Here is a 22,489-nt window from a genome sequence, read left to right as displayed (position 1 = left end):
CCCATCAGTCCCAGCCGGTGCGGCGGCGCACCCAGGCGAGCGTCGTCGCGTGCTGGGCCAGCTGGAACGCGCGCACGGTCGGCAGCCCGGGCGGCGGCGGCCGCCGGCCTGCCTCGGCGAAGTACCCCGCGAACCCGGCCAGCACCGCCGTGACGTGCGCCGGGTCGACGCCGGCGAGCAGCGGGTGATCGGCCAGGTACGGCTCCGGGTCGTGGCCGTGGAAGGCGGCGTTCTTCAGCAGCAGCACCGAGTCGATCCAGGCCGCGCCGCGAAACGCCCACGGCCAGTCGACGAACCACACGCGCGAGCCGGAGAGCAGCACGTTGTCCGCCCGCACGTCGAAGTGGACCAGCGTGTCGCCGTCGACGACGTCGAGGGCGGACTCGGCCAGCGACGCCAGCCGGTCGAGGTGCCGGCGCTCCCACGGGTCCAGGTCGGCCGGCGGGTCCGCCGCCAGCGTCCGGTAGGAGAGCATCAGGTCGCGCATCTCGTCGCGAGCCAGCCGCGGCGACGGCACCGGGCACGGCGTCAGCGACGCCGACAGCCCGGCCAGCGCGTCGACGACCCGGCGCAGCTCGCCGGGCCGCCACGGCTCGTGCGGCATCCGGCCGTCGACCTCGTCGAAGACCAGCGCGACCCAGTCGCCGTCGTCGTAGGAGCCACGGAACCGCGGCGCCGGCACCTCGGGCGGCAGCGCGGCCGCGACGTCGATCTCGCGGCGGTAGAGGCCCGGCGACTCCGGGTTGAGCGGCGTGCCGACCGCCTTGACGAACGCCCGGCGGCCGCCGGCGCAGCGCACCCGCGCGGCCAGGCCGGGGGAGAACCCGCCGGACTGGTTCTCGGCGGCCACGACGGGCGCGCCGAGCAGGTCCTCGATGCCGGCGCGGACGTCCGCCGGCAGCGACTCCCAGCCGGCACGGACTCCGGATGCGGTGACGGGCGGCATCGGCCCATCCTCGCCAACCCCGGCGACTGGCCGCATGCCATTTTCGGCGTGACGGTAACCACGTTGCATGAAATTGCGGAACTCTGCATACTCATTCGCATGGGAGCGACTGTGGCGATCGCGGGAGCGAGCGGCTATGCGGGCGGCGAGCTGCTGCGCCTGCTGCTCGGCCATCCCGAACTCGGCGTGGGGACGGTGACGGCGCACTCGAAGGCGGGCGACCGGCTGATCGCGCACCACCCGCAGCTGATCGAGCTGGCCGACCGGGTCCTGGAGCCGACGACGGCCGAGGCGCTGGCCGGGCACGACGTGGTGATCCTGGCGCTGCCGCACGGCGCGTCGGCCGAGATCGCGGCGCAGCTGCCCGACGACGTGCTCGTGCTGGACTGCGGCGCCGACCACCGCCTCACCGACGCCGCCGCCTGGCAGCGGTTCTACGGCACCGGCCACGCCGGCAGCTGGCCCTACGGCCTGCCCGAGCTGGTCCACGCCGACGGCCACAAGCAGCGCGACGCGATTCCCGGCGCCAAGCGGATCGCCGTCCCCGGCTGCAACGTCACCGCCGTGACGCTCGCGCTGGCGCCCGGCCTGGCCGCCGGCGTCGTCGCTCCCGACGACATCGTGGCGGTGCTGGCCTGCGGCACGTCCGGCGCCGGCACGTCGCTCAAGCCGCACCTGCTGGCCAGCGAGATCATGGGCGCGGCCAGCCCGTACGCGGTCGGCGGCGTGCACCGGCACATCCCGGAGATCCAGCAGAATCTGCGGCTGGCCAGCGGCGCGGCCGACGTCACCCTCTCCTTCACTCCCACGCTGGTCCCGATGAGCCGCGGCATCCTCGCCACGGTCACGGCGAAGCTCGCCAGTGACGCCGGCAGCGTGCGGGCCGCATGGGAGCAGGCCTACGCCGACGAGCCGTTCGTGCACCTGCTGCCCGAGGGCCAGTGGCCCACCACGGCCGCCGTCCTCGGCGCGAACACCGCGCACATCCAGGTGACGGTCGACGAGGCGGCTGGGCGTGTGGTCGCGATCGCCGCCATCGACAACCTGACCAAGGGCACCGCCGGCGCGGCCATCCAGTCGGCCAACCTCGCGCTCGGGCTGCCGGAGACACGGGGACTGCCGACGACGGGGGTGGCGCCGTGAGCGTCACCGCGGCCGCCGGCTTCCGGGCCGCCGGCGTCGTCGCCGGGCTGAAGCCCAGCGGCACGCCCGACGTCGCGCTGGTCGTCAACGACGGGCCGCAGCACACCGCCGCCGCCGTGTTCACGTCGAACCGGTGCAAGGCCAACCCGGTGCTGTGGAGCGAGCGCACCATCGCCGACGGCACGCTGTCCGCCGTCGTGCTGAACTCCGGCGGCGCCAACTGCTACAACGGCCCCGACGGCTTCCAGACCACGCACGCCAGCGCCGAGCTGGTCGCCGAGCTGACCGGCGGCCAGGCCTTCGACGTCGCCGTCTGCTCCACCGGGCTGATCGGCCAGCCGCTGGACCGGCCGATCCTGGAGAAGGGCATCCGCGCCGCCCACGCCGAGCTGTCGGCCGACGGCGGGCCGGCCGCGGCGACGGCCATCATGACGACCGATACCGTCGCCAAGCAGGCCGTGAGCGGCGGCGACGGCTGGGTCGTCGGCGGCATGGCCAAGGGCGCCGGCATGCTGGCGCCCGCGCTGGCCACCATGCTCGTCGTCATCACGACCGACGCGGTCGCCGACGCGGCCACGCTCGACACCGCGCTGCGGGCCGCCACGAGGAGCACGTTCGACCGACTCGACACCGACGGCTGCATGTCCACCAACGACACCGTCGCGCTGCTGGCCAGCGGCGCCTCCGGCGTCACCCCCGGCGAGGCAGAGCTCACCGCCGCGGTGACCGCCGTCTGCGCCGACCTCGCCGAGCAGCTCTGGCACGACGCCGAGGGCGCGCACCACGACATCGCCATCGAGGTCACCGGCGCGGCCAGTGAGGACGACGCCGTCGAGGTCGCCCGGGCCGTCGCCCGCAGCAACCTGTTCAAGGCCGCCGTCTTCGGCAACGACCCGAACTGGGGCCGGGTGCTGGCCGCCGTGGGCACCACGAAGGCGGCGTTCGAGCCAGAGCACATCGACATCTCGATGAACGGCGTCAAGGTCTGCGTCGCCGGCGGCACGGGTGTCGGCGCGCCGTCGGACGGCGTCGACCTGACCGGCCGCGACGTGCACGTGCTGGTCGAGCTGAACGCCGGCCCGGCCACGGCGACGGTCCTGACCAGCGACCTCACGCACGACTATGTGCACGAGAACTCGGCGTACTCGACATGAGCACGACGACGACGGCCGCGCTGGCCAAGGCCGGGGTGCTGGTCGAGGCGCTGCCCTGGCTGAAGCGGTTCCACGGCAAGATCGTCGTGGTGAAGTACGGCGGCAACGCGATGATCGACGACGATCTCAAGCGAGCGTTCGCCGACGACATCGTCTTCCTCCGGCTGGCCGGGCTGAAGCCGGTCGTCGTGCACGGCGGCGGGCCGCAGATCAGCGCGATGCTGGACCGGCTCGGCATCGAGAGCGAGTTCCGCGGCGGCCTGCGGGTCACCACCCCCGAGGCGATGGACGTCGTCCGGATGGTGCTGGTCGGCCAGGTCGGCCGCGAGATCGTCGGCCTGATGAACACTCACGGGCCGCTCGCCGTCGGCCTCTCCGGCGAGGACGCCGGCCTGTTCACGGCGAAGCGGCAGGCGGCCGTCGTCGACGGCGAGCCGGTCGACATCGGGCTGGTCGGCGACGTCGCCGAGGTGAACGCCGACGCCGTCCGCGATCTCATCGACGCCGGGCGCATCCCGGTCGTGTCGTCGGTCGCACCGGACGCCGAGGGCGTCGTGCACAACGTCAACGCCGACACCGCCGCGGCCGCGCTCGCCGTCGAGCTGGGCGCGGAGAAGCTGGTCGTGCTCACCGACGTCGAGGGGCTGTACCGGAACTATCCGGTCGACGAACAGATCGTGCAGGAGATCACCGCCGGCGAGCTGACCGCGCTGCTGCCGTCGCTGTCGGCCGGCATGATCCCGAAGATGCAGGCGTGCCTGCGCGCTGTGGAGGGCGGGGTGCCGGAGGCGACGATCATCGACGGCCGGGTCCCGAATTCGCTGCTGCTGGAGGTCTTCACCGACGAGGGTGCGGGGACGATGGTGGTGCCGTCATGACGGAGCTGGAGCAGGTGCCCGGGCTGGGCGCCCTGGACAACAATGCCGCGTGGACCGCGCGCTACGGCCGGTCGCTGATGAACACGTTCGGCCCGCCGCAGCGGGTGCTGGTCCGCGGCGAGGGCTGCTACGTGTGGGATGCCGACGGGCGCCGCTATCTCGACCTGCTCGGCGGGCTGGCGGTGAACTCGCTGGGCCACGCGCACCCGCTGCTCGTGTCGGCGATCACCGCGCAGCTGGCCACGCTCGGGCACGTCTCGAACTTCTTCGCCAGCGCGCCGCAGATCGCGCTGGCCGAGCGGCTGCTGGACCTGCTGGGCGCCCCCGCGAGCGCCGGCCGGGTGTTCTTCACCAACTCCGGCACCGAGGCCAACGAGGCGGCGTTCAAGATCGCCCGGCGGACCGGCCGGCCGAAGATCGTCGCGACCGAGGGCGGCTTCCACGGCCGGACCATGGGCGCGCTGGCGCTGACCGGCAAGCCCGTCATCCGCGAGCCGTTCGAGCCGCTGCCCGGCGGTGTGACGTTCGTGCGGTACGGCGACGCGGAGGCGCTCGCGGCGGCGGTCGACGGCGACACGGCGGCGGTGTTCCTCGAGCCGGTGCAGGGAGAGGGCGGCGTCGTACCGGCGCCGGCCGGCTACCTCGCGGCCGCGCGCGAGATCACCGAGCGAGCCGGGACGCTGCTGGTCATCGACGAGATCCAGACCGGCATCGGCCGCTGCGGCGACTGGTTCGCGCACACCGCCGAGGGCATCGTCCCCGACGTCGTCACGGTCGCGAAGGGCCTGGGCGGCGGCTTCCCGATCGGCGCCTGCATCGGTCTCGGCCGGGCCGCCGACCTGCTCGGACCCGGCGCGCACGGCACCACGTTCGGCGGCAACCCGGTGGCGGCCGCCGCCGGGCTGGCCGTGCTGCACGCCGTCGAGCGCGACGGCCTGCTCGAGAACGTGCGCACCGTCGGCGCCCACCTGCGCGCCGAGGTGCTGGCGCTGGGCCACCCGCTGGTCCGCGGTGTGCGCGGGCGCGGCCTGCTGCTGGGCATCGAACTGGCGGCGCCCATCGCCGCGGCGGTCGTCGCCGAGGCGCTCGGCGCGGGCTTCGTCGTCAACGCCGTCACACCCGATACGATCCGGCTCGCGCCACCACTGATCCTCGACATCGCGCAGGCCGACGAGTTCCTGGCGGCGCTGCCGGCGGTGCTGGACGCCGTCGGGACCGCCTCGAAGGAGACCCGATGACCCGGCACTTCCGCCGTGACGACGACCTGTCGCCGGCCGAGTACCTGCAGGTGCTCGACATGGCCGACGAGCTCAAGGCGGACCGGTTCGCCTACCGGCCGCTGGAGGGCCCGCGCGCGGTCGCCGTCATCTTCGACAAGCACTCCACCCGCACCCGCGTCTCGTTCAGCGTCGGCATCGCCGAGCTGGGCGGATACCCGCTGGTCATCGACGCGCAGACGTCGCAGCTGGGCCGCGGCGAGCCGATCGCGGACACCGCACGGGTGCTGGACCGGCAGTGCGCCGCGATCGTCTGGCGGACGTTCGGGCAGCAGCGCCTCGACGACATGGCCGCGGCGTCGGCCGTCCCCGTCGTCAACGCGCTCACCGACGACTACCACCCGTGCCAGCTGCTGGCCGACCTGCAGACCGTCCGCGAGCGCAAGGGCACGCTGGCCGGGCTGACGCTCACCTACGCCGGAGACGGCGCCAACAACATGGCGCACTCGTACCTGCTGGCCGGCGCGCTGGTCGGCATGCACGTGCGGATCGCGTCGCCGGCGGGCTACGCGCCGTCGGCGGACGTGCTGGCGCGCGCGGGGGAGATCGCGGCGCAGACGGGCGGCTCCGTCGCGCACGTCACCGACCCCTACGACGGGTTCGCCGGCGCGGACGTGCTGGCCACGGACACCTGGGTGTCGATGGGGCAGGAGGGCGAGGCGGGCGACCGGGAGGCGCCGTTCGTCCCGTTCGCGCTGACCGCTGACGCCGTCGCGGCGGCCGGGCCCGGTCCCGTCGTGCTGCACTGCCTGCCGGCCTACCGGGGCAAGGAGATCGCCGCCGATGTCATCGACGGGCCGGCCAGCGCCGTCTGGGACGAGGCGGAGAACCGGCTGCACGCGCAGAAGGCGCTGCTGACCTGGCTGCTCGCGCAGGAGGCGACGTCGTGACGCAGCCGGCGACGCGCGCGGCCCGGCACGGCCGGATCGCCGAGATCCTCGCGCAAACCCCGATCCGGTCGCAGACCGAGCTGGCCGAGCGGCTGGCCGAGAGCGGCATCGAGGTCACCCAGGGAACACTGTCGCGCGACCTGGACGAGCTGGGGGCGGTGAAGATCCGCAACGCCGACGGCTGGCTCGTGTACGCGCTGCCCGGCGAGGGCGGCGACTCCCGGCCGCTGGCCGCCTCGAAGACCGCCGTCGACGCCCGGCTGATCCGGGTGTGCGAGGAGATCCTGATCTCGGCCCGGTCGTCGGCGAACCTGGTGGTGCTGCGCACGCCGCCGGGTGCGGCGCAGTACCTGGCGTCGGCGGTCGACCACGCGGCTCGCGCGGACATCCTGGGCACCATTGCCGGCGACGACACGGTGCTCGTCATCTCGACCGACCCGGCGGGCGGGGCGGAGGTCGCGGCGTGGTTCCTCGCCCTCGCCGAGGGCAACGTGCCCGCGCCGCCGGCATGAACGATTCCGGAGGATCTGTGAGCAGCAGTGCACTGTGGGGCGGCCGGTTCGCGGGCGGGCCGTCGGACGCGCTGGCGGCGCTGTCGAAGTCGACGCACTTCGACTGGCGGCTGGCGGCGTACGACATCGCCGGGTCGAAGGCGCACGCCGCGGTGCTGGAGCGGGCCGGGCTGCTGACCCCGTCGGAGCTGGCGGGGATGCTCGACGGGCTGGACCGGCTGGCCGCCGACATCGCGTCGGGGGAGTTCGTGCCCGCTGACGCCGACGAGGACGTGCACACCGCGCTCGAGCGCGGCCTGATCGACCGCGTCGGTCCCGAGCTGGGCGGCAAGCTGCGCGCCGGGCGCTCCCGCAACGACCAGGTGACGACGCTGTTCCGGATGTACCTGCGCGAGTCGGCGCGGACGGTGTCCGGGCTGGTGCTGGACCTGGTCGACGCGCTGGTGTCCCAGGCCGACGCGCACCTGGGCGTCGCGATGCCGGGCCGGACGCACCTGCAGCACGCGCAGCCCGTCCTGCTGTCGCACCACCTGCTGGCGCACGTGTGGCCGCTGCTGCGCGACGTCGACCGGCTGCGCGACTGGGACCGCCGCACGGACTCCTCGCCGTACGGGTCCGGCGCGCTGGCCGGGTCGTCGCTGGGGCTGGACCCGGTGTTCGTCGCGCACGAATTGGGCTTCTCGTCGTCGGTGGAGAACTCGATCGACGGGACGGCGTCGCGCGACTTCGTCGCCGAGGCCGCGTTCGTCTTCGCTCAGATCGGCGTCGACGTGTCCAGGATCGCCGAGGAGGTCATCCTGTGGGCGACGAAGGAGTTCTCGTTCGTCACCCTCGACGACGCCTGGTCCACCGGCTCGTCGATCATGCCGCAGAAGAAGAACCCCGACATCGCGGAGCTGGCCCGCGGCAAGGCCGGTCGCCTGATCGGGAACCTCGCCGGGCTGCTGACCAGCTTGAAGGCGCTGCCGCTGGCGTACAACCGGGACCTGCAGGAGGACAAGGAGCCGGTCTTCGACTCCGTCGACACGCTGACCGTGCTGCTGCCGGCGTTCACCGGCATGGTGGCGACGCTGCGCTTCAACGTCGCGCGTCTCGAGGAGCTGGCGCCGCAGGGCTTCTCGCTGGCCACCGACATCGCGGAGTGGCTGGTCCGGGAGGGGGTGCCGTTCCGGTCGGCGCACGAGATCGCGGGGGCGTGCGTGCGCGCGTGCGAGTCGCGCGGTCTGGAGCTGTGGGACCTGACCGACGAGGACCTGGTGGCGATCTCGCCGTCGCTGACGCCGGGGGTGCGGTCGGTGCTGTCGGTGCCGGGGTCGCTGGCGTCGCGGTCGGCGCGCGGCGGGACGGCGCCGGACCGGGTCCGCGAGCAGCTGTCCGCCGTGCGCTCCGCTGTGGCGGCGGGTCGCGCCTGGGGCTAGGTTCGGCCTCATGGCGCGGCTCGAGGTGGTCCAGGGCGACATCACCCGCGAGGCCGTCGACGCGATCGTGAACGCGGCGAACTCGTCGCTGCGTGGCGGTGGCGGCGTCGACGGGGCCATCCACTGGGCGGCCGGCCCGCGGTTGAAGGAGGCAGGGGCCGCGCTGGCGCCCTGCTTGCCCGGCGACGCCGTGGCGACGCCTGCGTTCGACCTCGACCCGCCCATCCGCCACGTCATCCATACCGTTGGACCGGTCTGGAAGGGCGGGACGCGTGACGAGGCCTCGGTCTTGGCGTCCTGCTACCGCCGGTCGCTGGAGGTGGCGGACTCGCTCGGCGCTCGGTCCGTGGCGTTCCCGGCCATCTCGACCGGTGTCTTCGGCTACCCGCCCGAGGAGGCCGCCCGCATCGCCGTCGACACCGTCCGTACCGTTCCGACGCGGGTCGAGCTGATCCGCCTGGTGGCCTACGACCGCCCGACGTACGAGCTCCTCACCGCCGCCCTCGAGGGCTGACGGGGCAGCAGAAACCCCGGCGCGGTGAGTCACCGCTTTCGCGAGAGAAGCGCGCCGGGGTCCGGCCGGGATCATCGGTGTTAGCAGCACCTCCACCGGCCATCCAAGAGTCTAGCCGTTGACGTCTGCGCTGACCAGCTGTCATCCTGAAGGGCTTAACTACATCGGGCACCCGCCCGGCGTAGTCCAGAGATGGGCTACCGGGCGGGCTGTTAGCAGCGGCTCACCGGTAGCTCTCGAGAGAGAGTGAGATCCGTTGAGTCACCGCGACAGGGACGAGCGCACCACGTTGGCCAGGCTTAGAGAGCTGCGCCAGCACACTGAGCTCATCGGTCAGATCCTGCGGGATCTGTGGCCGGGTCTCGTGGGAGCGTTCTCCATCCTGGGTGTTGCCCTGCACCAGTTCGTCGCGCTGCTGAGGTAGCCGGCGGGCCGCAGGGAGCGAGACGGGGTCGGCGAGAGCCGGCCCCGTTCGTGTGTGGCCTCAGCGCCGGGCCGCCAGCAGCGAGAACGCGTTCGGCAGCCGGCCGCGCCAGGCGGCCGCGTCGACGCCGTCGGGGCGCCAGAACGGGTCGGGGTACTCGGCCAGGTGCCGCAGCTCCAGTTCGGCCGCGACGACCGACGTGACGATCTCACCGAGCGTCGCCTGCGACTCGACCGCGCCGCGGGCCGGGAAGGTGTCGTTGACGTGGCGACGCTCGAAGTAGCCGCGGTCCGGCCGGATCCGCGGCTCGTCGGCGTCCCACGTCCACAGCGGCACCGCCGGGTGTGCCTCGTAGACGAACAGCGTCCCGCCCGGCCGCAGCAGCCGCGCGACGTCCCGGGCCCAGGCCGCCAGGTCGGGCAGCCAGATCAGCGCGCCCTTGCCGGCGTAGACGAGGTCCGCGCAGCCGGAGCGCAGTGGCGCGCCGGGCAGCTCGCCGACGACGTACCGGCAGGGCAGTCCCAGTGCGTCCGACCGCCGCTGCGCCGCCGCGACGGCGACCGCGCTGAAGTCCACCCCGACGACCGACCGGGCGCCGGCCCGCACCAGCGCGGCGTCGTCCAGGCCGTGGCCGCTCTGCAGGTGAACGACCTCCGGCGACGTCGCCAGTGCCGGGCCGAGCAGCTCCAGCTCGGCCGGCAGCAGCGTCGCCGTCCGCGCCTGCGCCAGCAGGTCGTCGTACTCGCGGACGTGCTTGGACGAGGCGTCGTCCCAGGCCGCCCGGTTACTCGCCACGGTCACGCAGCCAGGCCGCGACCCGCGCCTTCGAGGCGCGCGACATCCAGGCGTCCTGGACCTGCTCGGCCAGCTCGGCGCGGGTCAGCTCGCCCAGCCGGGCGGCCCGCACCAGCACCGACAGGTGCCCATTGAAGTGCGGCGTGGTGAAGTACGGCGTGCGCGGGTCCTGGACCAGCGCCTCCTTCTCCGCCTCGGACTCCACCCACAGCACGATCACGTCGTCGTACCGCTCGCCCGTCTCCGGGTCGACGGCGTCCGGCCGCGGGTTGCGGAAGTACACGAACGACTTGCCGCCGACCTGGTAGACGGGCCGGTGCTCGGTCTTCGGGTAGACGGTGACGTGCGGCATCGCCGCCGCCACCTCGTGCACGTCGGCGACCGTGGCCGGCCGCTCGCCGTCCTCCATCATCAACACTCCCGACGTCTCGGGCCGTGCACGTGGACTCCTTCGCTCCGGTCGACTCACGGTCCGGACTGGCGACTCGTGGGAGCCTCCGGCCCCCAGTCGTCGCCGGTGTGCACAGCCCCTCCACAGGGCTCAGCGTAGGCGTAGCCCGGCGAGCCACTCGAGCACGAGCGCGTTGAACTCGTCCGGTCGCTCCTGGTGCGGCCAGTGTCCCGTGTCGCACCACGTGACGACACGGCTGCGCGGGTGGGCGGCGAGCTCGCGTTCCCAGTCGGCCCGGACGGACGAGGCGTGCACGGCCAGCACCGGGCACGTTCGCCGCCGGAGGTAGGCCGCACTCGCCGGCCGCATCGCGACCTGGTCGGCCGGCTCGAACAGCCCGGCGAAGGTCTCGGCCACCACGTGTGGCCGCAGGCCGGCGATGCGGTCGCGGCGCCAGGCGCGCAGAGCGGGCGAGGGCGCGGCCTCGGACGCCTCGAGAATGACGCCGGCGACGTGCGGGCCGCGGGGTGAGCGCAGCTCCTCCACCTGGCGGAGGACGGTCGCCGCCTCTGCGTCGTCGAGGCCATACGCGGGATCGACGCTGACGCAGGCCAGCACGCGGCCGGCCTGCTCTACGGCGAGGACCGCCGCCACGACGGCGCCGAGCGAGTGACCGATCGGAACGAACTCCTGGACGCCGAGGTGGTCGAGCAGCGCGACGAGATCGGCGGCGAAGGCCCGCGGCACGTAGCCGGTGGCCGGGACGGACGAGCGGCCGTGGCCGCGCAGGTCCGGCACGATCACCCGGTGCTCGGCGGCGAACGCGCCGACCTGCGCCCGCCAGTCGTGCGAGTCGCAGGTCCAGCCGTGGATCAGCAGCAGCGGCGGCGTGCCGGTCCCGTGGTCGGTGTAGAAGACGCGGCCGGGGCCGAGCTGTGCGAACGGCACCGGACGGTCCTCAGCGCCGGATGGCGAGCTCGTCGAGCATCCGGGCGACGCCGTCGACGATCAGCGGGGCGGGCAGCAGTTGCACGACGGTGACGCCGGCGTCGATGAACGCCGCCGCCCGCTCCATCGAGCGGTTGCCGACGGAGATGCCGACGGGCTTGCCGGCGGCGCGCGCCCGGCGGATGCCGTCCAGGATCAGCGCCCGCACGTCGGAGTGGTTGAAGTCACCGATGTGGCCGGTCGTCGCGGACATGTCGCCGGCGCCGAACGTGATGAGGTCGACGCCCGGCACCGCCGCGATCTTCTCGACGTTCTCGACGCCGATCGGATCCTCGATCAGGCAGGTCACGATGGTCTCGCGGTTGGCGAAGGCGTAGGCGTCGTCAGCGGGGACGCCGAGCGCCCAGCGGGCGTGCATGCCCCGTCCGCCCGGCGTGGTGATGGCGCGGTCGCCCTCAGGCGCGAACTTGGCCGAGCGCACCGCCGCGGCCGCGTCCTCGGCAGTGCTGATGTGCGGGAAGGTCAGGCCGGTCATGCCGCGGTTGAGCACCTGCGTGACGATCTCCGGCCGGTTCACGGCGAGACGGGCGGTGGGGGTGAGATCCGCCGCCTCGGCCGCGCGCGCCAGGTGCTCGAGGTCGCTCAGCGTGGCCGGGCCGTGCTCCAGGTCGATGCGGACGAAGTCCAACCCGGCGAGCGCGGCGTACTCGACCATGATCGGGTCGGCGGAGTCGAGCGCGAGCCCGACCACCATCTCGCCGCGCAGGATCTTCGCCTTCGTGGTGTTCACCTTCATGCCGCCTCCTGGAGTCGTGTGCCGTCGAAACCGAACAGGTGCAGGTCAGCGGCGCTGGCATGCACGATGAGGCGCTCGCCGACCGCGATGTCGGCGTGCAGTCGCACCTTCACGCGGAGCCCGCCGAAGGTGCCGTGGACCAGCCGCTCCCGGCCGAGCAGCTCGGTGAGCACGGGCGTGAGCTCCAGTGACAGGTCGTCATCGCGTCCCGGGCCGGGCCGGAGATCTTCGGGCCGCACCCCCACGGTGACGACGCCGTCCGGTGCCGAGAGCGACGGCGGCAGCGTCAGCCCGTCCGGGCGGCCGGGTATGGACAACCGGCCGTCGCGGTGCGTGCCGGTGAGCAGGTTCATGCCCCCGAGGAAGGTGGCGACGAAGCTGGTCGCGGGACGGCGGAAGAGCTCCTCCGCCCCCGCGCACTGCTCGATCCGGCCGTCGCGCAGGACGACCAGCTGGTCGGCGAGGGACAGCGCCTCGATCTGGTCGTGCGTGACGTAGAGCGTGGTCATGCCGAGCCGGCGTTGCAGCGCGAGGAACTCCGCGCGCATCTCGACGCGCAGCTCGGCGTCGAGGCTGGAGAACGGCTCGTCCATGAGCAGCACGTCGGGCTCGCGCACGAGCGCCCGCCCGATGCCGACCCGCTGCCGCTGCCCGCCGGAGAGCTGGCTGGGCCGCCGCTCCAGCAGGCCGTCGATGTGCAGCAACTCGGCGGTCGCCGCCACCCGGCGCACCCGCTCCCGCTTGGGGACGCCGGCCATCTTCAGCGGGAAGGCGAGGTTGCCCCCGGCCGTCTTGTCCGGGTACAGAGCGTGGTTCTGGAACACCATCGCCACTCCCCGCAGACCGGCATCGACGCGGGTCACGTCGCGGCCGCCGATCAGGACGGCGCCCGCCGTCGGCTGCTCGAGCCCGGCGACGCAGCGCAGCAGGGTCGTCTTGCCGCAGCCGGACGGTCCGAGGAGCACGGTGATGCCGCCGGGCGGGCACTCGATGTCGACGTCGTCGAGCGCGACCGTGCCGTCGGGGAAGCGCTTCACGAGGTTCCGGCAGGTCACCCCGGGCGTCGACGCGGTCTCCGTCCGGACGGACGAGCTCAGGGCCGGCGACGTGGCGGTCATGGCAGCAGCGACCCGGCGGCGTCCTCGGCGTCGGCCAGTGCCTGCGCCGGGTCCTTGCCGCTCTGCAGCGCGGCGAGGATCTCGTCGCCGAGGATGCTCCAGATCTCCTGGGCCGAGCGCCCCGGGAACTGGAACATCGGGGCGAAGTCGGCGACGTCGCCGGCCGTGAGCGCCAGGGCGGCGTGCTCGTCCGCCACGGCCGCGTTGGCGCTCTTGTCCAGGACGACGACGCCGCCGCCCTGCTCCTCCTCGTAGGCCGTGCCGCCGGCCGGCCCGATGAGCTCGCGCACGGCCTCCCAGACGCCTTGCTGGCGGACGGGGTCGTCGGTGAACATCACGATGGAGGCGCCGCCGGCGAGGAGCACCCGGTCGTCGCCGTCGTCGAGAACGGGGTACGGGGCGATGCGGTACTCGAAGGCGGCGCCTTCGGCGTGGGTGCGGGCGCTCGAGCTGGCGTCGAACACGATGCCGACATCGCCGCGGAAGTAGGCCTCGCCGATCGAGGTGGAGTCGTACAGGGAGACGACGTCGTCGGCGGCGAGCTCGGCCAGGAACTCGACGAGCCCGGTCAGCGCCGGGTCGTCGAAGGTCAGCTCCGACTGGTCGTCGTTCATCAGCGCTCCGCCGGCGGAGGCGACGACGTTCTGCAGGCGCCACATGTTGGGGTCGTCGGCGAAGCGGAACGCGAGTCCGCTCGGCGCGGCGCCGGAGTCGACGATCTGCCGGGCGGCGGCCTCGAGCTCGGTGAACGTGGCCGGCGGGTCGTCGGGGTCCAGCCCCGCTGCCCGGAAGACGTCGGCGTTGTAGTACATGACCACCCACGACGCGGTGAGCGGCAGGCCGAAGGTCTGGTCGTCGTAGACGCCGAAGTCCAGCAGCGCCGGTTCCGCCGTCGCCGGGTCGTAGGAGGCGTCCGCCTCCATCAGCGGGTCGAACGGCTGCGCCAGGCCGGCGTCGACGTAGGTGCGGATGGACGCCGAGCTGATGATGGCCGCGTCCGGGAGATCGCCGGCGACCCGTGCGGCGAGGATGCGCTCCTCGACGGCGCCGTAGTCGCCACCGGAGTTGACGAACTCGACCGTCGTGCCCGTGCGGTCGGTGAACTCCGGTGTGAGCACCTCGAACGCCGGGTTGACGATGTTGGTCGAGGTGTCGGGGATGAGGACGTCGACGGTGACCGGCGCATCGGTCGCCGCGCCCGACGGCTCGCCGGAGGCGCTGTCGTCGCCGCCTCCGCAGCTCGCGGCCAGCAAGGCGGCCACCGTGATGACGCCGAGACGGCAGCCGGCGCGTCGGCGGCGGCCGATCGAGAGGTGCGAGGTCATGACGCTCCTGTCGTGGAAGTGGTGAGGGTCAGTCGGCCACGTTGAGGTTGATGCCACGGACGAACTGGCGTTGCGCGAGCAGGAACGCCACGATCAGCGGCGCGACCGCGAGCGTGGCCGCGGCCATCTGCGCGCCGTACCGGACACCGGCCTCCTGGTCGGCGAACTGGGTGATGGCGAACGGCACCGTGGCGTTGGCCGAGCTCTGCAGCACCACCGACGCCCAGAACAGGTCGTTCCAGCTCGACACGACGCTGAAGATGCCGAAGGCGGCGATCGCGGGCTTGACGTTGGGCAGCACGACCCGCCAGACCATTCCGAACTCGCCGACGCGGTCCATGCGGGCGGCGTCGAAGATGCTCTGCGGCAGGGTCAGGATGAACTGGCGGAACAGGAAGATCCCGAACGCCGACGTCAGGCCCGGCCAGACCAGCGCAGCGATCGTGTCCAGCAGACCGACCCGCGAGATCATCACGTAGCTCGGGATCGCGATGACCATGCCCGGCACGATCAGGCACCCGAACATCACGCCCAGCGCGAGAGAACGGCCGCGGAACCGGTGCCGTGCGAGGACGTACCCGGCCGGCAGGCAGGTGAGGAGCTGGCTGGCGAACGTCACGGCGGCGACGATGACGCTGGAGCGGTAGGCGCGCAGCCAGTCGGACTCGCGCACGGCGATCCGGAAGTTCTCCAACGTCAGGTCGCCCAGCCCGGCGCCGCCGAACACCAGCCGCTCGGGCACGAAGGCGGTCCAGAGCATGATCGCGAACGGTGCGAGCATGACGACGCCGCCGACGGCCAGCGCGAGGTGCGTCAGCACCTGACGGGTGACGACGCGGGCCGTCATCGGGTGCCCGCCCGTTCCCAGCGCAGCCCGACCGTGCCCAACTGGATCGCCGTCACCCCGAGGATCAGGGCCAGCAGCACGAGTGTGATCACCGATCCGCCGCCGACGTCGAGGAAGCGGATGCCGCGCTCCCAGAGCAGGTAGGACAGCGTGGTCGAGCTGTTCACCGGCCCGCCCTCGGTCATCACCCGCACCTGGTCGAACACCTTCAGCGCGTTCCGCGTGGTGATGATCAGCGTGAACACCACCGCGGGCCCGAGCGCCGGCCACGTCACGTGCCAGAACCTGCTCCACGCCCCGGCGCCGTCGAGCCGGGCCGCCTCCAGCAGCTGCGGCGGGACGGCGGACAGGCCGGCGAGGAACATCACCACCGCGAAGCCGACGTTCTCCCACGTCCCGACGACCGCGACAGCGGGCAGCGCCAGCGTGGTGGAGTGCAGCCAGTCCTCCACGCCGAGCACCCGGCCGACGGTGGCGTCGACCACGCCACTGCCGCCGTAGAAGAGCCACCGCCAGGCCACGGCCATGGCGGCCAGCGTCGAGGCGACCGGGAGGAAGTACACGTTGCGCCAGAGCGTGCCGCCCCAGCTCAACGAGTGGATGCCGAGCGCGACGAGCATCGACGCGGTCAGCGTCACCGGCACCGTCAGGATCAGGTAGATCGCCGTGTTGACCAGCGCCCGGCCGAACTCGTCGCTGGACAGGACGCGGCCGAAGTTGTCCAGTGCGACGAAGTCGGCCGTGCCGAGCAGCGGGTCGTAGTCGAACAGCGAGAGCACGATGACGACCAGCACCGGCGCGACGACCGTCAGGGCCAGCAGCACGTAGGCGGGCACGAGCAGCAGGCCCGCGCGCGGCTGCCGGATGCGGAGGGTCATCAAGGCGTCCTCTGGAGGGTGGGCGGTCCGACGCCAGGGAACGCTACTGTCTGGATATAGGCGTGTCTAGCAATGTCGTTGCCTGGCCGGCGAGCGTCGCCGACTGTTCACGGCGCGTTCACGCAGGTAGTGGCGGCTCGTCGCGCATCGCGGCCAGGACCTCGAGCCCGCGGCGCACGTCGGCTCGATCGAGCGGGGTGCTGAGCGAGAGCCGCACCCTCGGCGGCGCCGGGTAGCCGCCGACGGCGAAGAGTTCGGCCGGCCGCACCAGCACGCCGCGGCCCGCCGCCGTCGCCCCGAACTCCTGCGACGAACGGCCCGGCGGGACCCGCAGCCACAGGTGCAGCGAGGTGTCCTGGCTCCGGAACGAGTACCCGGTCAGCAGGTCGCGCGCGAGCCGCTGCCGGGCGGCGGACTCCCGGCGGATCGCGGCGGCGATCGCGGCGGCCTGTCCGCCGCCGACCCAGCGGCGCACCACATCGGCGGACAGTGGGCTCGCCGCCCAGTGCGACAGCCGTGCGACGGGGTCGAGCAGCCGGCGGACGGCCTGGGTGTCGGGGCCGAGGAGATACCCGACGCGCAGGCCGTGCGTCAGTGCCTTGGTCAGGCCCATCGAGTACCAGGTGAGCTCCGGGGCGAGCGTGGCCAGCGGCGGGGGACCGTCCGGATGCAGCGCGCCGAGCACGTCGTCCTCGAAGATCGGCACGCCGTGCCGGCGCGCCACGGCCGCGATGTCCGCCCGGCGCCGCTCGCTCATGATCGAGGTCGTGGGGTTGTGGTGGGTCGGATTGCAGTAGATCAGGGTGGGCCGGGTGTCGCGGCAGGCCTCGTCCAGCGCGTCCGGGACCATCCCGTCGTCGTCGATCGCCACGGCCCGCAGCCGGACCCGGGCCTGCTCCGCGAGATCGCCGATGACCCCGTAGGTCAGTCCTTCGGCGAGCACGAGGTCGCCGGGGTGGGTGAGGTGGCGCAGGACGAGCAGCAGCGAGCTCTGCGTGCCGTTCGTGAGCACCACCCGCGATGGATCGGGCTCCGGCATGCGCCGGGCCAGCCAGGACGCCGCCGCGGCGCGGTCGGCCGGATCGCCGCCGGGGACGGTCGTGCGAACGAGCAGGTCGAGGCCCGGATCGGCGGCCAGCTGGCGAAGCGACGCGGACAGTGCGACGCCGAGCTCGTCGGGCACCGGCGGGACGGACCGGGTGAAGTCGGCGACGATCGGGCCTGCCATAGCGGCTCAGGCTACCGGCCGAAGGAATGATGTTGCTAGAGTCCTGCTCGTTCGAGCACTGACATTCCCTCGGAGAGGAAGTCCGATGCAGGTGACACAGCCGCCCTGGGAGCTGGTGGTCTTCGACATGGCCGGCACCATCTTCAGCGACGACGGCCTCGTGGGTGCGGCCTTCCGCGGCGGTCTGGTGGCCGCGGGCGTCGCCGGCGACGCCGCGCTCGACGACGCCATGGCGACGTTCGCCCGCAATCGCGGGCGCAGCAAGCTCGACGCGTTCCGCGAGATCCTGCCGGACGAGGCCGCCCGCCGCGCCAACGTCGCCTTCGAGCGGCGGTACGAGGAGCTCCTGCACGCGCACGGTGTCACCGCGTTCCCCGGGATCGAGGCGCTGTTCGACCGGCTGCGCGGCGCCGGTGTGCGAGTGGCGCTCACGACGGGGTTCGCCCCGGCCACTCGTCAGGTGATCCTGGACGCCCTCGGCTGGCGCGACGCCGTCGACCTCGCGGTGAGCCCGGGTGACGCCGGCCGGGGCCGTCCGTATCCGGACATGATCCTCACCGCCGTCCTCGAGCTCGGGGTCACCGACATGCACGCCGTCGCCGTCGTCGGCGACACGCGCGCCGATCTGGTCGCGGGCTGGCGATCGGGCGCCGGGGTCGTGGCCGGCGTGACGACCGGCGCCGACGACCGGTCGGTCCTGCAGGCCGCCCCGCACACGCACATCCTCGACTCCGCCGTCGACATCGAATCTCTCGTCGGTACGGGGCTCACATCGTATGCTCGGCGGTGACGTCCGCCATCGCGTCCAGGTAGGCCGTCGATCGAGCGGGGTCCTTCAACGCCAGGCCGACGAACAGGGCGTCCATGATCGCCAGGTGGGCTAGCCGGCTGGCCGTCGCCTCCAGCCGGAACCCCTGCTTCGGGCTGCCGGCCACGAGCGCCGCGTCGGCGAGGTCGGCCAGCGGAGAGTGCTGGAAGCTCGTCACCGCCACGACGTAGGCGCCGCGCGCCCTCGCCGTCTCGGCGACCAGCAGGGTCTCGCGGGTGGCGCCGGTGTGGCTCACCGCGATGCAGGCCGACGTGTCGTCCAGCTGCCGGGCGGACAGATGCTGAGCCAGCGCGTCCGCCGGAGCCGAGATCGCCAACCCCAGCGCCTGCAGCCGGTACCCCGCGTCGTGCGCCGGCGCCGACGACTGGCCGTTGCCCACGACCAGCACGCGCGTGCGGGTGCGCAACGCCTCCAGGGCGCCGGCGAAGGCCACCGGGTCGACCGTCGTCATCGCATCGGCCAGCGCCTGGCTGCTCGCGCCGAGCATCGTGCGCAGCACGTCGGCCGGGTCCGACTCCGAGTCGAGTCGGTCCGCGTACACGAGCTGATCGGTGCCCCGCAGCGCCAGGTCGCGTACCAGCGCGAGCTTGAGGTCCTGGAATCCCTGGAATCCGGCCTGCTGGCACGCCCGGACCACCGTCGACGCCGCCGTGTCGGCTCGGGCGGCCAGGTCCGCGGCGGCGTAGCCGATCACCGCCTCGGGATCGGCGATGATCACCTCCATCGCCCGCCAGGCACTCGGCACCAGCGACGGCGCCGCGGCCCGGATCTTGGCCAGCACCGCTCCGCTCGTCAGCGGCTCGGATCCACCGGCGCTGGGTTCCTTCCCGCGCTGGACGGTCACTCGGCCTCCCACTGTTCCGCCACGGCTGTGCCACCGCAGAGGATACAGAGAACTCCGTTGCCCGATCGCCCCTATCAGCGGCACCGCTGTTGCCATCGGCCTCGGCCGGGAGGCGTGGCCGGCGGGCATAGTCTGAGACTACGCGGAGCCGATCAGGCTCCCTGCCAAGGAGCGCTCATGGTCGGCTCGGCGACGGTGGTCCTGCGGGTCAAGTTCATCGGCGGATCGCAGATGGACGTCACCATCGATGAGCCCGACGTCAGCGAGGACGAGCTCGTCGAGCATGCCATCGCAGTGCTCGCGCAGGACTCCGGCGTGCTCCGCGCCCGGCACGGCGGCCGGCTGGTGGTGGTGTTCGCCCGGGGCGTGGCCGCTGTCGAGATCGCACCGCGGGGCGCCGTCCTCTGACCCGGGCCTCAGCTCGGCGCCGCCGCCAGAGCGGCGACCCTGTTCGCGGTGGCGTCCAGCGAAAGTTCGTAGTATCCGGCCAACCGGGTGTGGATGACGTCGCCGAACGGTTCGAGCCATCGCGGTTCGAGGTGTCCCGGGCCGAACTTGACGCCGAGGATCGCGCCCGCGATCGCGCCGTAACTGTCGGTGTCGTTGCCCTGGCTCACCTGCATGGCGATGCCGTCTCCGACGCTCGTCGCGAACCGCAGTGTGTTCAGGAGGGTGCCGGTCTCCTGGAAGACCCGGCAGTGGCCGTACTCGCCGTAGCGGCCATGGAGGCGTCGGTAGCCGTCGAGCCAGTCTGAGGCCGCCGCGACCTGCGCGATCGAGTCGCCGACGATCGCGGCGAACCGGCTGCGCCGCGGCACGTAGCCGAGGGCGGTCTCGCCGATCGCTCGCCAGTCAGACGTGACGAAGGCCGCCGCGATCGCCGCCGCGGCGAACATCGCGCCGTAGATCCCGTTTCCACGGTGCGTGAGCGAGGCGTCCCGCCAGGCGAGTTCGCTCGCCCGATCGGGTCGCCCCGGGGACGCATAGCCGTAGGCGTCGGCGCGGATCATCGCTCCGCAGAGCTCGTTGCCGGGGTTGAGCGTCCGGGGCAGCGCCTCGAGGTCCATTTCCGGTTCGTCGTCGACGCCCATGAGCAGGGCCTGCTTGGTCAAGAAGCCCCGTTCCGGCCCCCAGGTGTAGCCGAGCGGCAGGTTCTCCAGCCACATGCGCCGCAGGTCGTACTTGGTGAACGTCCGCCCGAACCGCTCGATCGTCATCATGCCGAGCAACGTGTAGTTGATGTCGTCGTCGGCGGGCACCCAGCGGATGTGCTCGCGTGCGCTCTCCAGGTGGTCCGGATGCAGCCTCGCCAGACCGTCCTCCGACGCGATCCGCACGGAGATGTAGTCGTCGAGTGGCCAGTCGCCGATGCGTTCGAGCGCGTCGCGCAGCTCGTCGAGGGTCGGCATGACCTCGACGGGCTTGCCGAGCACACAGCCGGCGACTGATCCGAGGAAGCCTGCACGCGCCCGCGCGACGGCATCCGCGGGATCCACCGTGGCGGCGATCACACGGGCGTTCTGCTCCGCTTGGATGTCCGCGTAGTCGCTCGGCTCCATGTACGGCCAGTCGGGTCGGAGCGGCGCGGAGTCGATGCGCGCGGCGAGGTCGGCCATCGCCTGGTAGTCGTCGGCCACGCCGCCGATCGCGTCGCGGAGATCGTCGACGGCGCCGCCCTGCTCGGCCTTGTCGCGGAGCATCGTCGCCAGCTGACGGCGGAGGACGGGGTACGGCGCGAACATGGGACTCCTGGCGAATGGGTGGACGAGGCGGCCGGCGAGTCGTCGCTTGCGCAACCCTGAGGCCGTGAGTACATTCTAAACCGGTTAAGACGCTGGTGTCACCGACTCGACGAGGAGTGCCCATGGCCGGTCGCAAGACGACCATCGCGGATGTCGCGCAGCGCGCCGGCGTCAGCAAGGGGCTGGTCTCGTTCGCGCTGAACGGGCGTCCGGGCGTCTCTCCGGAGACGCGCGAGCGCATCCTGTCCGTGGCCCATGACATGGGCTGGCAGCCCGACGCCCGGGCCCGCGCGCTGAGCACCAACCGGTCGCTGGCCTACGGGCTGGTGCTGAGCAGGAACCCGAGCGTCCTGAGTTCCGACCCGTTCTTCCCGACCTTCATCTCCGGCGTCGAACGCGCGATCTCCGGTCCCGGCCACGTGCTCGTACTGAGTGTCGTCGAGTCGCTCGAGCGGGAGCTGGAGACGTACCGTTCCCTGCTGGAGTCGGGCCGGGTCGACGGGGTGTTCCTCACCGACGTCCGGCGCGACGACCCGCGGCTCGCCCTGGTCCAGGAGCTGAGCGCACACGCCGTCGTCCTCGGTCATCCGAGGGTCGATGCCGGCTTCCCCACGCTGTCCGTGTCCGACGAGGCGGCGTTGGACGCCCTCGTGGCGCACCTCGTCGCTCTCGGGCATCACGAGCTCGGGCTCGTCGTCGGGCCGTCGCACATGCTGCACGCCGAGCGGTGGCGCGACTCGCTCGTCGCGGCGGCGACCACACGCGGGTTGCGCACCCCCCGGATCGTCGAGACCGACTTCAGCGCAGAGATGGGACTGGCGGCGACGCGTGAGCTGCTCGAGGGCCGCACCCCGCCGACAGCGATCGTCTACGCCAACGACCACATGGCGCTCGCCGGGCTGGGTCACGCGCGCCGGGCCGGCATCGAGGTGCCGCGGGAGCTCTCGATCGTGGGCTACGGCGACAGCGACATGACACGCTACGCGTACCCGTCCCTCACGACGGTGTCGGTCGACGTCGCCGAGTGGGGATACCGCGCCGCACAACTGCTGATGAGTCAGGTCGAGGGCGGAACGGACGACGTCGGACAACCGCCGCCCGCGCGCCTGGAGGTGCGCGAGTCGACGGCGTCCGTGCCTGAGCGGCCGGTCGGCCCATGACCGCCGTCGGGAGCCGGGCGGCCGTCCGCCGGCGGCGCCGCTCGCTGCACCACGACAACTCGCTGTGGCTGCTCGCCGTCCCGGCGGTCGTGTTCTTCGCGGTCTTCAGCTACGCGCCGCTGGCCGGGCTGGTCGTCGCGTTCAAGGACTTCAACATCCGCGACGGCGTCTTCGGCAGCCCGTGGGTCGGACTGGACAACTTCCGGTTCTTCTTCGAGTCTGGCAACGCCGCGCGCATCATCGGCAACACGATCTTCCTCAACGTCCTGTTCATCGCGGCGACCATGGTCGCCGCGGTCTCGCTCGCCATCGCGATCAACGAGATCCGGCACCGGACGCTGCGCCGCTTCCTGCAGTCGTCGGTGTTCCTGCCGTACTTCATCTCACCGATCGTGATCAGCGTCATGCTGCAGGCGTTCCTCGCCGGTGTGG

General features: G+C 72.7%; 24 protein-coding genes. 12 read left to right on the top strand and 12 right to left on the bottom strand.

Going from position 1 to position 22,489, the window contains the following annotated elements; genetic code table 11:
- Nucleotides 1-4 precede the first annotated feature (4 nt).
- A complete protein-coding gene (locus tag C1I92_RS17620) occupies nucleotides 5-946 on the bottom strand; it encodes a protein kinase family protein (RefSeq protein WP_111255962.1) in 942 nt (313 codons plus the stop codon).
- Nucleotides 947-1,045: 99 nt separating this feature from the next.
- Between C1I92_RS17620 and argC the strand changes: the two genes are divergently transcribed.
- Genes argC through C1I92_RS17580 form a run of 8 tightly spaced genes read left to right on the top strand, consistent with a single transcriptional unit; the run spans nucleotide 1,046 to nucleotide 8,732 of the window.
- Nucleotides 1,046-2,089, top strand: coding sequence for an N-acetyl-gamma-glutamyl-phosphate reductase (argC, locus tag C1I92_RS17615; protein WP_111255961.1), 1,044 nt, complete (start codon nucleotides 1,046-1,048; stop codon nucleotides 2,087-2,089).
- The gene (gene argJ, locus C1I92_RS17610; RefSeq protein WP_111255960.1) at nucleotides 2,086-3,243 is read left to right on the top strand and encodes a bifunctional glutamate N-acetyltransferase/amino-acid acetyltransferase ArgJ; all 1,158 of its coding nucleotides are present in this window, start codon (nucleotides 2,086-2,088) and stop codon (nucleotides 3,241-3,243) included. Before argC ends, argJ begins: the two co-directional genes overlap by 4 nt.
- Nucleotides 3,240-4,121: an acetylglutamate kinase gene (gene argB, locus C1I92_RS17605; RefSeq protein WP_111255959.1), complete on the top strand. Its 882-nt coding sequence runs from the start codon at nucleotides 3,240-3,242 to the stop codon at nucleotides 4,119-4,121. Before argJ ends, argB begins: the two co-directional genes overlap by 4 nt.
- Entirely contained in the window at nucleotides 4,118-5,359 is a 1,242-nt protein-coding gene (locus tag C1I92_RS17600; RefSeq protein WP_111255958.1) for an acetylornithine transaminase, read from the top strand. The genes argB and C1I92_RS17600 overlap by 4 nt, the downstream gene beginning before the upstream one ends.
- Nucleotides 5,356-6,288 carry an ornithine carbamoyltransferase gene (gene argF, locus C1I92_RS17595; RefSeq protein WP_111255957.1) on the top strand — a complete coding sequence of 311 codons (933 nt, stop codon included), beginning with the start codon at nucleotides 5,356-5,358 and terminating at the stop codon, nucleotides 6,286-6,288. Before C1I92_RS17600 ends, argF begins: the two co-directional genes overlap by 4 nt.
- Nucleotides 6,285-6,800, top strand: coding sequence for an arginine repressor (locus C1I92_RS17590; RefSeq protein ID WP_199521322.1), 516 nt, complete (start codon nucleotides 6,285-6,287; stop codon nucleotides 6,798-6,800). The genes argF and C1I92_RS17590 overlap by 4 nt, the downstream gene beginning before the upstream one ends.
- Nucleotides 6,797-8,218, top strand: a complete 1,422-nt coding sequence (gene argH, locus C1I92_RS17585; RefSeq protein WP_111255955.1) for an argininosuccinate lyase — start codon at nucleotides 6,797-6,799, stop codon at nucleotides 8,216-8,218. The genes C1I92_RS17590 and argH overlap by 4 nt, the downstream gene beginning before the upstream one ends.
- A gap of 10 nt (nucleotides 8,219-8,228) precedes the next feature.
- Nucleotides 8,229-8,732, top strand: a complete 504-nt coding sequence (locus tag C1I92_RS17580) for an O-acetyl-ADP-ribose deacetylase (RefSeq protein WP_111255954.1) — start codon at nucleotides 8,229-8,231, stop codon at nucleotides 8,730-8,732.
- A gap of 484 nt (nucleotides 8,733-9,216) precedes the next feature.
- Here C1I92_RS17580 and C1I92_RS17575 read toward each other — a convergent pair whose 3' ends face one another.
- From C1I92_RS17575 to C1I92_RS17535, 9 genes are all read right to left on the bottom strand, one after another.
- The gene (locus C1I92_RS17575) at nucleotides 9,217-9,957 is read right to left on the bottom strand and encodes a class I SAM-dependent methyltransferase (RefSeq protein ID WP_111255953.1); all 741 of its coding nucleotides are present in this window, start codon (nucleotides 9,955-9,957) and stop codon (nucleotides 9,217-9,219) included.
- Nucleotides 9,941-10,360, bottom strand: coding sequence for an MmcQ/YjbR family DNA-binding protein (locus C1I92_RS17570; protein WP_111255989.1), 420 nt, complete (start codon nucleotides 10,358-10,360; stop codon nucleotides 9,941-9,943). The genes C1I92_RS17575 and C1I92_RS17570 overlap by 17 nt, the downstream gene beginning before the upstream one ends.
- Before the next feature lie 132 nt (nucleotides 10,361-10,492).
- The gene (locus C1I92_RS17565; protein WP_111255952.1) at nucleotides 10,493-11,290 is read right to left on the bottom strand and encodes an alpha/beta fold hydrolase; all 798 of its coding nucleotides are present in this window, start codon (nucleotides 11,288-11,290) and stop codon (nucleotides 10,493-10,495) included.
- Nucleotides 11,291-11,300: 10 nt separating this feature from the next.
- Nucleotides 11,301-12,086, bottom strand: coding sequence for an HpcH/HpaI aldolase family protein (locus C1I92_RS17560; protein ID WP_111255951.1), 786 nt, complete (start codon nucleotides 12,084-12,086; stop codon nucleotides 11,301-11,303).
- Nucleotides 12,083-13,204: an ABC transporter ATP-binding protein gene (locus C1I92_RS17555; protein ID WP_111255950.1), complete on the bottom strand. Its 1,122-nt coding sequence runs from the start codon at nucleotides 13,202-13,204 to the stop codon at nucleotides 12,083-12,085. The genes C1I92_RS17560 and C1I92_RS17555 overlap by 4 nt, the downstream gene beginning before the upstream one ends.
- Nucleotides 13,201-14,529, bottom strand: a complete 1,329-nt coding sequence (locus tag C1I92_RS17550) for an extracellular solute-binding protein (protein ID WP_111255949.1) — start codon at nucleotides 14,527-14,529, stop codon at nucleotides 13,201-13,203. The genes C1I92_RS17555 and C1I92_RS17550 overlap by 4 nt, the downstream gene beginning before the upstream one ends.
- A 28-nt stretch (nucleotides 14,530-14,557) precedes the next feature.
- Nucleotides 14,558-15,376: a carbohydrate ABC transporter permease gene (locus C1I92_RS17545; protein ID WP_111255948.1), complete on the bottom strand. Its 819-nt coding sequence runs from the start codon at nucleotides 15,374-15,376 to the stop codon at nucleotides 14,558-14,560.
- Complete coding sequence (locus C1I92_RS17540; RefSeq protein WP_111255947.1) at nucleotides 15,373-16,254, bottom strand: carbohydrate ABC transporter permease; 882 nt, start codon at nucleotides 16,252-16,254, stop codon at nucleotides 15,373-15,375. The genes C1I92_RS17545 and C1I92_RS17540 overlap by 4 nt, the downstream gene beginning before the upstream one ends.
- A gap of 118 nt (nucleotides 16,255-16,372) precedes the next feature.
- The gene (locus C1I92_RS17535; protein ID WP_111255946.1) at nucleotides 16,373-17,482 is read right to left on the bottom strand and encodes an aminotransferase-like domain-containing protein; all 1,110 of its coding nucleotides are present in this window, start codon (nucleotides 17,480-17,482) and stop codon (nucleotides 16,373-16,375) included.
- A gap of 85 nt (nucleotides 17,483-17,567) precedes the next feature.
- Here C1I92_RS17535 and C1I92_RS17530 point away from each other — a divergent pair, with 85 nt between their 5' ends.
- A complete protein-coding gene (locus C1I92_RS17530; RefSeq protein WP_111255945.1) occupies nucleotides 17,568-18,272 on the top strand; it encodes an HAD family hydrolase in 705 nt (234 codons plus the stop codon).
- Here C1I92_RS17530 and C1I92_RS17525 read toward each other — a convergent pair.
- A complete protein-coding gene (locus C1I92_RS17525) occupies nucleotides 18,250-19,155 on the bottom strand; it encodes a MurR/RpiR family transcriptional regulator (protein ID WP_158564187.1) in 906 nt (301 codons plus the stop codon). The genes C1I92_RS17530 and C1I92_RS17525 overlap by 23 nt on opposite strands.
- Nucleotides 19,156-19,332: 177 nt before the next feature.
- Between C1I92_RS17525 and C1I92_RS17520 the strand changes: the two genes are divergently transcribed.
- Nucleotides 19,333-19,563 (top strand): hypothetical protein, encoded by a 231-nt coding sequence (locus C1I92_RS17520; protein ID WP_111255943.1) that lies wholly within the window; start codon nucleotides 19,333-19,335, stop codon nucleotides 19,561-19,563.
- Nucleotides 19,564-19,571: 8 nt separating this feature from the next.
- On the opposite strand, the gene C1I92_RS17515 is transcribed toward C1I92_RS17520, so the two are convergent.
- Nucleotides 19,572-20,897 (bottom strand): ADP-ribosylglycohydrolase family protein, encoded by a 1,326-nt coding sequence (locus C1I92_RS17515; RefSeq protein ID WP_111255942.1) that lies wholly within the window; start codon nucleotides 20,895-20,897, stop codon nucleotides 19,572-19,574.
- A 122-nt stretch (nucleotides 20,898-21,019) separates the two neighbouring features.
- On the opposite strand from C1I92_RS17515, the gene C1I92_RS17510 reads away from it, so the two are divergent.
- On the top strand, nucleotides 21,020-22,057 hold the full coding sequence (locus C1I92_RS17510) for a LacI family DNA-binding transcriptional regulator (protein WP_111255941.1): 1,038 nt from the start codon (nucleotides 21,020-21,022) through the stop codon (nucleotides 22,055-22,057).
- On the top strand, nucleotides 22,054-22,489 hold a 436-nt coding region (locus C1I92_RS17505), incomplete at its 3' end, for an ABC transporter permease family protein (RefSeq protein WP_325048155.1). The genes C1I92_RS17510 and C1I92_RS17505, both read left to right, overlap by 4 nt.

It is taken from the genome of Jiangella anatolica (assembly GCF_003236295.1).
Classification (GTDB): Bacteria; Actinomycetota; Actinomycetes; order Jiangellales; family Jiangellaceae; genus Jiangella; species Jiangella anatolica.
The sequence above is the reverse complement of the archived record's forward strand: the minus strand, read 5'-3'. Positions and strand labels throughout refer to the sequence as shown.

Bases quoted from the DNA above. Each gene is read 5' to 3' on its own strand.
- C1I92_RS17570 (WP_111255989.1), bottom strand. From the start codon at position 10,360: ATGGAGGACGGCGAGCGGCCGGCCACGGTCGCCGACGTGCACGAGGTG.
- argH (WP_111255955.1), top strand. From the start codon at position 6,797: ATGAACGATTCCGGAGGATCTGTGAGCAGCAGTGCACTGTGGGGCGGC.
- C1I92_RS17520 (WP_111255943.1), top strand. From the start codon at position 19,333: ATGGTCGGCTCGGCGACGGTGGTCCTGCGGGTCAAGTTCATCGGCGGA.
- C1I92_RS17550 (WP_111255949.1), bottom strand. From the start codon at position 14,529: ATGACCTCGCACCTCTCGATCGGCCGCCGCCGACGCGCCGGCTGCCGT.
- C1I92_RS17510 (WP_111255941.1), top strand. From the start codon at position 21,020: ATGGCCGGTCGCAAGACGACCATCGCGGATGTCGCGCAGCGCGCCGGC.
- C1I92_RS17620 (WP_111255962.1), bottom strand. From the start codon at position 946: ATGCCGCCCGTCACCGCATCCGGAGTCCGTGCCGGCTGGGAGTCGCTG.
- C1I92_RS17580 (WP_111255954.1), top strand. From the start codon at position 8,229: ATGGCGCGGCTCGAGGTGGTCCAGGGCGACATCACCCGCGAGGCCGTC.
- C1I92_RS17540 (WP_111255947.1), bottom strand. From the start codon at position 16,254: ATGACCCTCCGCATCCGGCAGCCGCGCGCGGGCCTGCTGCTCGTGCCC.
- C1I92_RS17555 (WP_111255950.1), bottom strand. From the start codon at position 13,204: ATGACCGCCACGTCGCCGGCCCTGAGCTCGTCCGTCCGGACGGAGACC.
- argC (WP_111255961.1), top strand. From the start codon at position 1,046: ATGGGAGCGACTGTGGCGATCGCGGGAGCGAGCGGCTATGCGGGCGGC.
- argB (WP_111255959.1), top strand. From the start codon at position 3,240: ATGAGCACGACGACGACGGCCGCGCTGGCCAAGGCCGGGGTGCTGGTC.
- C1I92_RS17600 (WP_111255958.1), top strand. From the start codon at position 4,118: ATGACGGAGCTGGAGCAGGTGCCCGGGCTGGGCGCCCTGGACAACAAT.
- argF (WP_111255957.1), top strand. From the start codon at position 5,356: ATGACCCGGCACTTCCGCCGTGACGACGACCTGTCGCCGGCCGAGTAC.
- C1I92_RS17560 (WP_111255951.1), bottom strand. From the start codon at position 12,086: ATGAAGGTGAACACCACGAAGGCGAAGATCCTGCGCGGCGAGATGGTG.
- C1I92_RS17545 (WP_111255948.1), bottom strand. From the start codon at position 15,376: ATGACGGCCCGCGTCGTCACCCGTCAGGTGCTGACGCACCTCGCGCTG.
- C1I92_RS17530 (WP_111255945.1), top strand. From the start codon at position 17,568: ATGCAGGTGACACAGCCGCCCTGGGAGCTGGTGGTCTTCGACATGGCC.
- C1I92_RS17535 (WP_111255946.1), bottom strand. From the start codon at position 17,482: ATGGCAGGCCCGATCGTCGCCGACTTCACCCGGTCCGTCCCGCCGGTG.
- C1I92_RS17515 (WP_111255942.1), bottom strand. From the start codon at position 20,897: ATGTTCGCGCCGTACCCCGTCCTCCGCCGTCAGCTGGCGACGATGCTC.